Genomic DNA, 12043 nt, shown 5'->3' on the forward strand with positions numbered 1-12043 from the left:
AAAAACCGCTGAAAAAATCCAACGGTTTATAAGTTATTTTTTTAAAAATTATTTCGCTTCGAAATATACTCTTCTGTTTGCTCTATTTTTCCATTCTGGACATTTAGTTGCTGGTTCACATTCTGGATAAAGAAGATCTTTTTCACCTTTACCGATTGTTTGAAGTTTAGAAGAATCTGCACCATTTTTCACCAAATAGTTTTTCACATTACCTGCTCTTCTTTCTGAAAGATTTTGGTTGTATGCTGTTGTACCTCTTGTATCTGTTGCACCAACAATTAGATATGATCCACTAGATTGGTTAATGGTTTTAATAGCGTTTTGAAGAATCGGTGTATTTGCAGGCAATATTTTGTCTGAGTTAAGATTAAACTCAATGCCTTTTAGTTCTAATACATTTTCAGTTACGTTATTATTATTTTTAATTTTCTCAATAGGACAACCATTGTTTTCCACAGGACCAGGAACGGTAACACATTTATCGTAAAGGTCAATAACACCGTCTAGATCTGCATCTAATGCTACACCAGAACCATCAACTCTTGCACCAGCGGGAGTGTCAAGTTGTCTATCCCAATCATCGCAAACGCCATCGTTATCGGCATCACCTTTTTTACACACTTCAACATCTTCTGACTTGTCAGCTAATACGTCTAATTTGTAATAAATTTCTTGTAATGGGTCATGCCAGAATAAGTGAGATTGATGTTTTCCAATATTATATGTTACCCCAAGTGAAGCGGTTAGCATATTATCAGAAGTTTTATTGGTTTTTGTTTGATAGCCGTTGATAGCACCATCAAAAGTATTGTCATTTGTCACAACATACATTGCACGGGCTTCCACATCCCAAGATTTTGCCATTCTGTATTTAACACCTGAACCAAACTGTGCGAACAGAGAACCTAGTTTAAAAGGTTTTACTTCTGTCACTAAGCTTTGGTTATATGCTTTACCTGGCTCTTGTAAATATGCACGGTAAGCCAACGTACCTGCACCAACGTAGCCATGTAATGCCCATCTAAAGTTGGATTTGTTATCCACTCTTCTTAATAAATTAGAGATATTAACATCAGCTAATAAAGAGATAGCATCGTATTGTGTTCTACCAGCTAAACTATTATCAACATGATCTTTTGTATTGGCATTTCCTTGTCTTGTTTCTCCTTTATCGTATTGTAGCTTTAAGCCAAACGCGTGTGTAATTGCCTTGTCAACACTAAAATAGGCAGAGTATCCAAACATATTCTTACCTGCCCCATTGTTAATTGAAGTTAGGTTACCTGTTTGTATCAAAGCTGTACCTACCCCTGCAGAAACTGCCCAATCATTAAATCTTTTAGAACTTTGCGTAAATGGTTGATAAGCTTCGCTGGTTATACTATCTGTAGTAATACTATCTTGCTGAGCATTGTAACATACAGGTGATAATATACCTGTAAGCACTACTAATGTGAATATACTTCTTTTCATATTTTTGTTTTTTATTTTGCTATAAAGTAAACGCGACGATTCGCTTCGTTTTTCCATTCTGGACAATTACTTGCGGGATCACATTCTGGATATTTCAAATCAGATTTTCCACGACCTTCTGCTTGAAGCATGGACGCTGGCACGCCTTTATTTATCAAATAGGCAACAACAGCTTCTGCTCTACCTTTCGATAATTTTAAATTTAAAGGTACCGATCCTCTTGCATCGGTAGCTCCTATTACAAAAAATTGCTGTCCTTGTGCTCCTTTCAGAACATCTGCTGCGTTATCCAAAATGCCATAAGATGACTTTCTAATAACTGCTTTATTTAACTCAAACTCAATTCCTTGTAAAGATTTATTAATTTCTTCTACCAGATTGTCTGACATGCTGGTCTGTGCTACAATAGGACATCCATTATTTTCTATAGGACCTGGTTCTGTCACACATTTATCATATAAATCTATAACACCGTCCAAATCGATGTCTAATGCGACCCCCGCACCATCTACTCTTGCACCAGCAGGTGTATCTAGCTGTCTGTCCCAATCGTCACAAACGCCATCGTTATCTTTATCGCCATTTTCACAAACAACAAAATCTTTTATACGATTTTCTAGATTGCTTGTTTTGGCATATATATCTTGTAATGGATCAAACCAAGCTAAATGTGTTCTATTACTTTTACCTAGTTTGAAACTTAATCCTAGATTTACAGTAAATGCGTTGTCGGATCTTCCTGGATGGATTTGCATATAAGCAGCAGGATCAAAATTTTCATCATAAGCTCTACCACCCTGCGTACCAGATCCGTCGAATGCATCATCTCCAGAGAAGACATACATTGCTCTTAACTCAAGATCGATAAGTCTTGATAGATTATATTTTAATCCTAAACCTGTTGTCCAAAATACAGACGCTTGATCTAGTGATTGTTTAATATAGAATGGATATTTTTTGTACATCCCTTCATCACGCATGGTTGAAGTAAATCCTTCAATCCCGACACCACCATATGCATGAAGTGCCCATTTGAATTCTGACTTGTTATCAACACGTCTCATCAAATTGGAAAGATTAACATCTCCGAGAACTGCAATTTGGTCATATTTTGTATGGCCTACGGCAACGCCCCATTCTGGTCTTGCCATAATTTTTTGGTTAGTTTCACCTTTTGAGTAATTCAAACTAAGTCCAAAAGTATGTGTTATTTGTTTATCAATACTTACGTAAGCATTCCAACCCCAATTAATTTTCCCATCATAAAAAGATGTTAAGTCTGCAGCTTGCATAAAAGCGCCTCCACCTCCTACAGAAATTGCCCAATCTTTAAAAAGGCGACTTTCATTATCAAATTTTTTCGTTTCGGTAGAACCTGATCCGTAAGGATTAGAATTCTGTGAAAAAATTAATACTGGTAGGGCGGCAGCCAAAAGAATTAATTTTTTTTTCATATTGTGTTATCTATGTTATTATTTTAACTCTGCTAACAATTGTTGCGAAAACTCTCTTTCGTAGGCATGTTTTGCATGTGGGATATACAACTTTTTACAAGAAAAAGATATTTGATCATAAAATACAATATCAATGTCAATATCACGATCTTTATATTCTCCGAAATAACTACTGTCATGTATTCTTCCCATTTCGTTTTCTATTAACTTCATGGTTTTAAGTAGCTTAATAGGAGACAAAGTTGTGCTAATTTCCAATGCAATATTACAAAAAATATTATTACTTTCAAATTCGACAGGCAATGTTTCTATGATTTTTGACATATTAACAATTTGACATCCAGAATTTAAGATTTTATTTATTGCTTTATCAATCTGCTTCTTAGGATTATTTTTATTACTTCCTAGTAACAAAACGGCTATATGGTGCGACATATTACAAAATACTAAGTTTTATATGAAATCTTTTTTCAAATATGTGTTAGCAAATATAGTTGCTTTCATCATTATCGGCCTCATCTTCATAGGCGGATTTATATTTTTTGCCATTATGGGCGCTTTCATGGACAGTAGCGGATCTGTTAAGAAAAACTCCATTTTAACACTCGATTTAAAAACGAGACTTATCGAAAGTCCTAGTGATGAAGAATTTTCCATTTTCAGTTTTAAAAATGAAGGGAAACAAATTACAAGCCTAGATGTTCTGGAGTCTATCAAAAACGCAAAAACAGATGATAATATCAAAGGTATTTCTATAGAAATAGACAATTTTTATGCGGGAAGTACACAATTGGAAAGCATTCGCGAAGCACTAATAGATTTCAAAAAAAGCGGCAAATTTGTCTATGCTTATGGTAATAATGTTTCGCAAGGTGCTTATTATATAGGATCGGTTGCCGATCAATATTACCTTAATCCAACGGGAGGTATCGAGCTGAAAGGCCTCTCAGCCGAAGTGGTTTATTTTAAAGATTTTGCTGACAAATATGGTATTAATTTCGAAGTGATTCGCCACGGGAAGTTCAAAGCTGCAGTAGAACCTTTTATGATAAACAAAATTTCTCCTGAAAACCAAGAGCAACTCTCAACACTTCTCAATGACATCTGGGGCAGAACATCAACGCAAATCGCGCAGTCTAGAAAAATGTCATCTGCTGAATTCAAAATTGTAACAGACAGCCTATACAGCTTTATCCCCGAAAATAATATTAAATATAAGTTAGCGGACAAATTGATTCAAAAATCAGAATATGATGCTATTTTACGTCAAAAAATCGGCATTAAACAAGATCAAAAACTGAGCAAAATTTCGTTCCCAAAATATTATCAAACGATAGATCTTTCATCTGAAAGCAACCAAATCGCCGTTCTTTATGCTAGCGGAGAAATCAATAACGGAAAAGGCAACAATGGTGTCTATGCTGAAAACATGATTAAGGAAATCAAAAAAGTAAAAGACAATGACAAAATAAAAGCTGTTGTGCTAAGAGTAAATTCGCCAGGCGGAAGCGCCAATGCATCAGACGAAATACTTTTTGAACTAGAACAACTTAAAAAGAAAACACCTTTGGTAGTGTCGTTCGGAGATTATGCAGCTTCTGGAGGATATTACATCGCCATGGCAGCGGACAAAATATATTCCGAAGCTAATACCATAACAGGTTCTATCGGAGTTTTTGGATTGATAACTTCTTATAAAGATATCGCTAACAAAAACGGAATCCGTAGCGATGTTGTACAGACTAATGCCAACTCTAACATGATTTCGGCATTACAAGGTGTAAGTCCCGGCACAATCACTATGATGGAAAAAGGTGTAGAAGGAACCTACAATCGCTTTGTGCATTTTGTAACCCAAAACAGAAAAAAAACTTTTGAGCAAATAGACGCAATCGGTGGTGGACGCATTTGGTCTGGTACAAAAGCGAAAGAACTAGGCCTTGTCGATGAAATTGGCGGTATCAACCAAGCAATTGCTGATGCGGCAAAACGTGCAAAAATATCAAAATATAGCATTAAAACTTATCCAGCAACACCAAGCCCCTTCGAGGATATTTTTGGAAGTGTTGACGAAGAACAGATTTCAGCGAAATTGATTAAAAATAAAATAGGCGAAAACAACTATAAAATCTTCCAACAAATAACAGATCCCAAATTACAGAATGGCGTCATGATGAAAATGCCTTATCTTTTGGAAGTGAAATAAACACACGTAACTAAATTATATTGTTAAAAGAAAGCCTGACATTCGTAACGGATGCCAGGCTTTTGATTTTTATATTTTAAGTGAAATAAAGTCTAAAACTTATATCCAATATTCCAGCTAAATCCGAATCCAAATTTTCCAGAACTTCTTCCAAATCCAGAAACCAGCATTGGAAATACATCTTCTTGCTTTGTCGTGTACAACAGATATTTCGGTTGCACATTAACATCAATAAAAAAATTGGACCCAAACAATTGCACACGCCCTCCCACAACAGCTTCTATCCAATACGATGATTGTTGCGATTCTGCTAAAGATTGTGTCCCGTCTGCGCCACCACCCGTAGCCCGAACCGGAATTGCAAAATATTCTTGCTTATAAAATGTCCCCGCTAACTTTCCACCGGCATAAAATCCGTTATAGATATTTTCGGAATCCTGAGAAAGCATGTAGAAACTTCCTAGTTTAAAAAATGTTCCATTAACTTTTGCATCGTAACCATTTTTCTGATAGATATTTTTATCAAAACCAACATCCACAACAACATGCCATTTTTTTGTTAACCTAGACGAGACAAAAGCTTGCATCAATTTTCGGTCAGAAAAAGCACTTGTCCCCAAATTCAGCACATCAACACCGACTAGAAAATTAGGTTCGTATTTCCATAATTTTTTAATCGTATCAGATTGTTTTTGTTGTCCTAATACTGTAACAGCGAGACTAAAACAAAAGAAAGAAATGAGTTTTGTCTTCATTAATAATTTCGTTTTGATTGGATTGAACATTCTTAACTGGCTCCGCTTTTTCCAGCTGATACGTTACATCTTTATAGCTAAGCTTGTAACCGCAAGCTGGCGAAACATAAGTTGACTGCGTGGTGTAATTAATATTAATAACAGAAGAATCACCTTTCTTTCTCGTTTTGACATACATCTTGGTAAATGCACTTTCGTCAACGCGCAAAGGAATGAATACCGAATCTACTTTTGTAGCATTAATAATATTTTTAATATTCCCATTGGCATATTCTACATCGATAAATAATGAATCCAGCTGTACTTCTTTATCATTACTTGCCAATTTAAACTTAATCTTCGCACGTGGCGTCGCTTCACCACTTAGGCAAATATCGTCATCGCCTCCGCAAGAAAGAAGTATTAAAGCACAGCTAATTGTCAGAATTTTCGAGAAAAATTTCATGATTTTGGGTCTAAAGTTTTTTCAATTCTAAATATTAAATCTTGATAATGATACTTGCTAGCTTGATCGCCAGAATTTATTTTTTTAGCCAATCTGGATTTTAAATCTGATAAGCTTCCACGCACAAAAGCAGAAATATCCGACTGATCATTATTTTTATTATCAATTAGCTTTGACAAAGTTGACACATAATTGCGTTGCAAATTTCGGCTATAGATGTCATCATTTTTTTTGAACACCGAATTTTCTAAATCCGAAAGATAATCTACCAACAAATATTTCGAGCCTTCAACAGCTTCCATTTGATACATATTCTGTAAAACCATTGGACTCAAAATTCTATTAAGAACAAGCTTTTGTAATTCTTCTACAGTTTTAAGTGGCGTTTTACCTGTTTTTTCAAAGATAGAAGTTTTCAGGAGCCAACTTGGGGTTTGGAAAACATGTTTATCTAAAAAGTCCAAAGCTTCTTTTTGATCTTTTTTAGCTACAGGCTCGTAGATTAAACCTGTCTGTTCTACAGTTTTTGGTGTCACATAACGTCCGCCAATATATTTAGAAACATGACCAAGATAACGTTTGTATTGTCCTGTTACTTGATCGTACATCATTCCTAAATTACTATAATCTTCGTTAGGTGTTGCCGTCCATTTTTCTAAATTATCGATAATTCTTTTGAGATTTTTAATTCCGTATTCACTAGCAATCATCGCATTGTCACCAATAGCTTCACTTTGCAAACGCGGATCGAACTGATCACTTTCTGTCCCGAATAGCAAACGCGGATTATTGGTTTTACTAATCACCCATTGGTTAAGATGCGACTTTTCAGCTTCTGGTGTTTTAAAATCATAAAATCGTCTGTAGCCCCATTCTATCGCCCAGTCATCATAATCACCAATTCGTGGGAAAATACCTTTCTCACCTACTTGATCTTCGGGTTGTGCTACATAGTTGAAACGTGCATAGTCCATAATGGAAGGTGTATGTCCGTTTTCTTCCAACCATTTTTTATCCCTAAGCTTTTCTACAGGAACAGTGGCACTCGATATAAAATTGTGTCTTAGTCCTAACGTATGTCCTACTTCGTGTGATGATACGAAACGAATTAATTCGCCCATCAATTTATCATCAAACTCCATTTTTCTGGCATTGCTGTCATTAGGAGAAGCTTGTACAAAATACCAATTTCTTAGCAATGACATCACGTTATGGTACCAGTTGATATGGCTTTCCAAAATCTCGCCAGTTCTAGGATCCGCAATAGAAGGTCCAGAAGCATTCGGCACATCCGAAGGTTTATAAACAATAGCAGAAAAACGCGCATCTTCTAGACTCCATTCTGGATCAGTCTTAGCATCGGGTAGTTTTGCATAAATCGCATTTTTGAATCCAGCTTTTTCGAAAGTTTTTTGCCAATCGTTAACGCCTTGTATTAAATAAGGAATCCATTGTTTTGGCGTTGCAGGATCGATATAAAATACGATAGGCTTCGCAGGTTCTACCAATTCTCCTTTTTTATATTTTTCTAAATCTTGGGGTTTTGGCTCCAGTCGCCATCTTTTGATTAGATTAACGCGTTTCACACCTTGAGGATCGATATCAAAATCGGTATAACCTACCGTGAAATAACCAACACGTGGATCAAAATAACGCGCTTGCATTTTGTTCTCTGGTAATAAGACGAAAGAAGAATTAATCTCTACCGTATAATTGCCACTTACTTTCGGAACGATAGCCCCCGGAACTGGCGTTGCGGAACGGCCCGTAGTTTTAGAAAATGTCTTTGTCGTGTTGATTTCAACATTTGTAGGGAAAGATTTTACATAATTAACAAAAGACATACTCTTTTGGAAAGCGCCAACTTTAAAATTATCTTTTACCGCTGTACCGAACGAAGTCACTTCGTTATCAGCATTCAAAACATCAGTCACTTCTATTACCGAGGATTTTTTATCTTTTCCGTAGGCTTTTACATCAAAAGACATCATGATTTCCTGAACATTGTTTCGGGAAACCGACTGGTACATTTGCGAAGTGGAATCCGCAGCATAATCAACATAAGAAACTGATCTTAAAAGGATTTTGTCATTTGGACCTTTCTCAAAACGGATGACCTTTTGACCAATCTGATCGCCAGCATACCCCGTTGTACCAGAACGCATCCCAGCTGCCGCCTTTGTCAATCTTGTCACCATCAAAAATTCTTTATTTAGAACATTATCTGGCAATTCGAAGAAGTATTTATCATCAATTTTATGAACATCAATAACACCATTATCACTAATTGCTTTATCGGTAATAATTTCTTTGTAAGGTTTTACAGCAATTTTTTTGTCTTTGGCTACATCTGTTTTGGAAGGTGTTTCTTTCTTAACAGCGGTAGAATCCGTTTGTGCAAATCCTGTCTGATGGAAAAACACAATTGCCGTGGAAATGATCAATGTTTTAAAATTATTCTTCATTAAAATCTTCTTTTTATCAAATTAAAACTTATTTCAAATTTATTTCTTCTTTTTCAGTAGTGCAATATTCTCGACATGATGTGTCTGTGGAAACATGTCCACTGGTAAAATTTTTATTAACTCGTAATCCTCTTTCATCAAAACGATATCTCGTGCTTGCGTAGCCGAATTACAGCTCACATAGACAATCTTTTCTGGGGAAAGTTTTAGAATTTGCTCCACAACTTTTGGGTGCATTCCGTCGCGAGGAGGATCTGTTACCAAAACATCTGCTTTGGGATGAGCCGCTAAAAACTCTTCTGTGAAAACTTCTTTCATATCACCACAATAGAAAGTACAATTATCCAAACCATTGAGTTGTGCATGCTCTTTCGCTGCATCGATAGCCTCTTGTACGGCTTCGATACCGATGACGTGTTTTGCGGTTCTCGCAATATATTGTGCAATAGTTCCTGTCCCTGTATAAAGGTCATATACCACTTCGTCACCTGTAAGTTCGGCAAACTCGAGCGTTTTTCGATAAAGGTTTAAAGCTTGTTGATAGTTGGTTTGGAAGAATGATTTTGGACCAATTTTAAATTTGAGTCCATCCATTTCTTCGTACAAAAATCCATCTCCAAAGTACGTTTGAATATCTAAATCGTAAACGCTATCGTTCCCTTTAGAATTGATTGCGTACACCAAAGTTTTTATCTGAGGGAATTTTTCAAGAACATTATCCAGCAACAACTTTCTATTCTCTTCATCTTCTTTAAAGAATTGGAATAACAACATCCATTCTCCTTTAGAATTTTGGCGAAGCATAAAAGTTCTTAAAAAACCAGCTTGATTTCTAACATCAAAAAATTCCAAGTTATGCTCAACTGCGAAATTTTTAACAAAAAGTCGCATCTCATTGGACGGATCTTCTTGTAAAAAACATGTACTAAGATCCAAAATTTTGCTCCATTGTCCCGGAATATGAAAACCTAAAGCATCTTTGCTGTTAAGCTCGGCATCACTTTTTATTTCTTCAGACGTTAGCCAACGTGCATTGGAAAACGAAAACTCCATTTTGTTACGGTAAAAATATTGTTCTTCAGCACCCAAAATTGGTTCGCAGACAAAATCCTTTATCCCTCCAATTCTTTGAATGTTATTCAGGACTTCATTTTGCTTAAAATAAAGTTGTTTTTCATAAGACATATTTTGCCATTTGCAACCGCCACAATGACCAAAATGGATGCATCTTGGCACAACACGATCGGGTGATTCTTCGAGAATCTCGATGGCTACACCTTCGTAAAAACTACTTTTTTGTTTCTTAACTTGTACATTAACAAGGTCTCCAGGAACGGCACCACTTACAAAAATGGTTCTTCCATCTTCCGCTTTAGCAACAGAAACTCCTTTCGCACCGGCAGAAAGGAGTCTGATATTTTCTAAAATTAAATTCTTTTTTTTCTTCATTAAGAATAATTTCGATATTATTTTGTTTGAGGTTGTGCAGCTTCTGGCATTGGTTCAGCTTGTTGCTGATCCCAGTCGGGAGCTAGTTCTGCTTGTGGAGCAGCGGTTGGCGCATTAAGACCTGTCAGTTTATTCATCATTTCAATGAATTTTGGTTCCCCTAAATTGTAATAAGTTGGTCCCGCAATTTTGCCATCTTTATCGATAACTGTGAATCCAGGAATCTTGAACCCATAAACTTTATAGTCTTTAGCAAAAGCCGAATTAAGCCCACCTTCAGCATATAGATTTTGTCCTGGCACATCTTTAAGAATTGCTTTGTATGATTTTAAAAACTGATCTTTTGTATCATCCAAGTTGATGAAAACAAAATTCGTTTTAGTCTTATAAAAATTTATAACTTCTTTAAGAACAGGAATTGTTGACTGTGCAATGTAAGGGTTCCAAGAAGCATAGGTCATAACCAATATTGGTTTTCCTTTGAAATCAGAAATTTTAGCAGCAGAACCATCCGCTTTTACTAATGCGCTTGCCGGGGCATCTGTTCCTTTTTTAAGACCATAGACCGCATCAAAAGCTGATTTAAGATCTTTCTTAACTTCTGCGTTCTTGATGTTTTCCTCAGCAACTTTCATGACATCATCTGTATTCTCAGCAAATGGATTTAAATCAAACTTAGAAATAACAAAAGCTAATAAATAATCTTTGGTATCTTGAGAATAATCTGATTTGCCTTTCAGATATTTAGCAAAAATAGCAGACATAGAAGCTGTGCTCTTATCACTTTGTGCTAGAGCAAATTTTTGAAAGTCTTCACCAATTTTATTCAACAAATAATTGCGGTAAAGTGGCAATCTTTTGATCATTCGGTCATTATCTTTTTCTAAAGATTTTACATAATCTTTAAAACCCTGCGATACTTTGAAGTTTGGTTGTTGTACCGCTTCTCCATGGTTCGTTTCGTATTGACTAAGGAATGTTAAAATGTGCGTTTTTAACTCATCTGTTTTAAGCTCAACAACATCAGAATCTGGTTTAGTCTTAATTTTAAGATCATTGATATTTTTAGTTAAATCATCATTGATTTTTTTCACTTGTGCTAAGAAAGATTTTTCATCTTTAGAAAGGATGCTCATATCTAGTTTACCTAAATATTGCTCCATATAAGCTTGTGCTTCTTTCAAGAAATCGTTGTTAGCCTTAGCATCCCCTTCAATTTTAAAGACATTCGGGAAGGACATCGCATCACCAGAAATCGTAAGATTTTGGCCTTTCTTAAGATATACAAATGCCATTTGTCCAGCATAAGTCATTGCATACATCCCATTGTTAGGCGCAACAAATTCTCCTGCGAAATTTCCTTTATTATCAACACCCATGTTAATTAAAGGTAAAGTAGCTACACCAGAAGCATCAATAAACTCCACACGCTCCAAGGGCGAACCATTTTTGATAACGCCATTAACTTTAACTTTCTTAGAACAAGAAACTGCTAATATCGCAATCATACATAAGAACAAAACTCTTTTCATTACTTGATTAAATTAATTGATTGCAAAAATATGCTTATTTAAAGGAAAAAAAAATAAAATTGAGAATTTTCACAAATATTAACAGCTAATACTTAAAAATAAAAATAATATGAAATTAAAATTACTAATGACTTATATAAATGCTATTAAAATAAAACCAAATTTTAATTTTAAAAGCATCAAAATTTTGTGTTTAAAACAACTTTGTTTTATTCCCTTTCTCCATTTACATTATATTCTAAAACAAAAAAAGCTCATCAACAA

At 35.3% G+C, this 12043-nt stretch carries 9 protein-coding genes; 1 reads left to right on the forward strand and 8 read right to left on the reverse strand.

All coding sequences use genetic code 11. The features are described 5' to 3' along the window. Positions 1 to 48: 48 nt before the first annotated feature. The 3 genes from ACVFVN_RS01810 to folK are packed head-to-tail and all read right to left on the reverse strand — an operon-like array spanning position 49 to position 3362. Complete coding sequence (locus tag ACVFVN_RS01810; protein ID WP_165133370.1) at positions 49 to 1473, reverse strand: OmpA family protein; 1425 nt, start codon at positions 1471 to 1473, stop codon at positions 49 to 51. Between the two features lie 11 nt (positions 1474 to 1484). Next, positions 1485 to 2927, reverse strand: a complete 1443-nt coding sequence (locus ACVFVN_RS01815) for an OmpA family protein (protein WP_456233922.1) — start codon at positions 2925 to 2927, stop codon at positions 1485 to 1487. Between the two features lie 18 nt (positions 2928 to 2945). Further along, a complete protein-coding gene (gene folK, locus ACVFVN_RS01820; RefSeq protein ID WP_456233923.1) occupies positions 2946 to 3362 on the reverse strand; it encodes a 2-amino-4-hydroxy-6-hydroxymethyldihydropteridine diphosphokinase in 417 nt (138 codons plus the stop codon). Between the two features lie 22 nt (positions 3363 to 3384). Here folK and sppA point away from each other — a divergent pair, with 22 nt between their 5' ends. Further along, positions 3385 to 5133, forward strand: coding sequence for a signal peptide peptidase SppA (sppA, locus tag ACVFVN_RS01825; protein ID WP_456233924.1), 1749 nt, complete (start codon positions 3385 to 3387; stop codon positions 5131 to 5133). Between the two features lie 92 nt (positions 5134 to 5225). Here sppA and ACVFVN_RS01830 read toward each other — a convergent pair whose 3' ends face one another. Genes ACVFVN_RS01830 through ACVFVN_RS01850 form a run of 5 tightly spaced genes read right to left on the reverse strand, consistent with a single transcriptional unit; the run spans position 5226 to position 11779 of the window. Continuing rightward, on the reverse strand, positions 5226 to 5888 hold the full coding sequence (locus tag ACVFVN_RS01830) for a DUF6048 family protein (RefSeq protein ID WP_456233925.1): 663 nt from the start codon (positions 5886 to 5888) through the stop codon (positions 5226 to 5228). After that, entirely contained in the window at positions 5854 to 6333 is a 480-nt protein-coding gene (locus ACVFVN_RS01835) for a DUF6452 family protein (protein WP_456233926.1), read from the reverse strand. Before ACVFVN_RS01835 ends, ACVFVN_RS01830 begins: the two co-directional genes overlap by 35 nt. After that, on the reverse strand, positions 6330 to 8798 hold the full coding sequence (locus ACVFVN_RS01840) for a zinc-dependent metalloprotease (protein ID WP_456233927.1): 2469 nt from the start codon (positions 8796 to 8798) through the stop codon (positions 6330 to 6332). The genes ACVFVN_RS01835 and ACVFVN_RS01840 overlap by 4 nt, the downstream gene beginning before the upstream one ends. 39 nt (positions 8799 to 8837) lie before the next feature. Then, the gene (gene rlmD / locus ACVFVN_RS01845; RefSeq protein WP_456233928.1) at positions 8838 to 10247 is read right to left on the reverse strand and encodes a 23S rRNA (uracil(1939)-C(5))-methyltransferase RlmD; all 1410 of its coding nucleotides are present in this window, start codon (positions 10245 to 10247) and stop codon (positions 8838 to 8840) included. Positions 10248 to 10264: 17 nt separating this feature from the next. After that, the gene (locus tag ACVFVN_RS01850; RefSeq protein ID WP_456233929.1) at positions 10265 to 11779 is read right to left on the reverse strand and encodes a TlpA family protein disulfide reductase; all 1515 of its coding nucleotides are present in this window, start codon (positions 11777 to 11779) and stop codon (positions 10265 to 10267) included. Between the last annotated feature and the right edge of the window lie 264 nt (positions 11780 to 12043).

Source organism: Soonwooa purpurea (assembly GCF_053891095.1).

Bases quoted from the DNA above. Each gene is read 5' to 3' on its own strand.
- sppA (WP_456233924.1), top strand. From the start codon at position 3,385: ATGAAATCTTTTTTCAAATATGTGTTAGCAAATATAGTTGCTTTCATC.
- ACVFVN_RS01830 (WP_456233925.1), bottom strand. From the start codon at position 5,888: ATGAAGACAAAACTCATTTCTTTCTTTTGTTTTAGTCTCGCTGTTACA.
- ACVFVN_RS01840 (WP_456233927.1), bottom strand. From the start codon at position 8,798: ATGAAGAATAATTTTAAAACATTGATCATTTCCACGGCAATTGTGTTT.
- ACVFVN_RS01835 (WP_456233926.1), bottom strand. From the start codon at position 6,333: ATGAAATTTTTCTCGAAAATTCTGACAATTAGCTGTGCTTTAATACTT.
- rlmD (WP_456233928.1), bottom strand. From the start codon at position 10,247: ATGAAGAAAAAAAAGAATTTAATTTTAGAAAATATCAGACTCCTTTCT.
- ACVFVN_RS01815 (WP_456233922.1), bottom strand. From the start codon at position 2,927: ATGAAAAAAAAATTAATTCTTTTGGCTGCCGCCCTACCAGTATTAATT.
- folK (WP_456233923.1), bottom strand. From the start codon at position 3,362: ATGTCGCACCATATAGCCGTTTTGTTACTAGGAAGTAATAAAAATAAT.
- ACVFVN_RS01850 (WP_456233929.1), bottom strand. From the start codon at position 11,779: ATGAAAAGAGTTTTGTTCTTATGTATGATTGCGATATTAGCAGTTTCT.
- ACVFVN_RS01810 (WP_165133370.1), bottom strand. From the start codon at position 1,473: ATGAAAAGAAGTATATTCACATTAGTAGTGCTTACAGGTATATTATCA.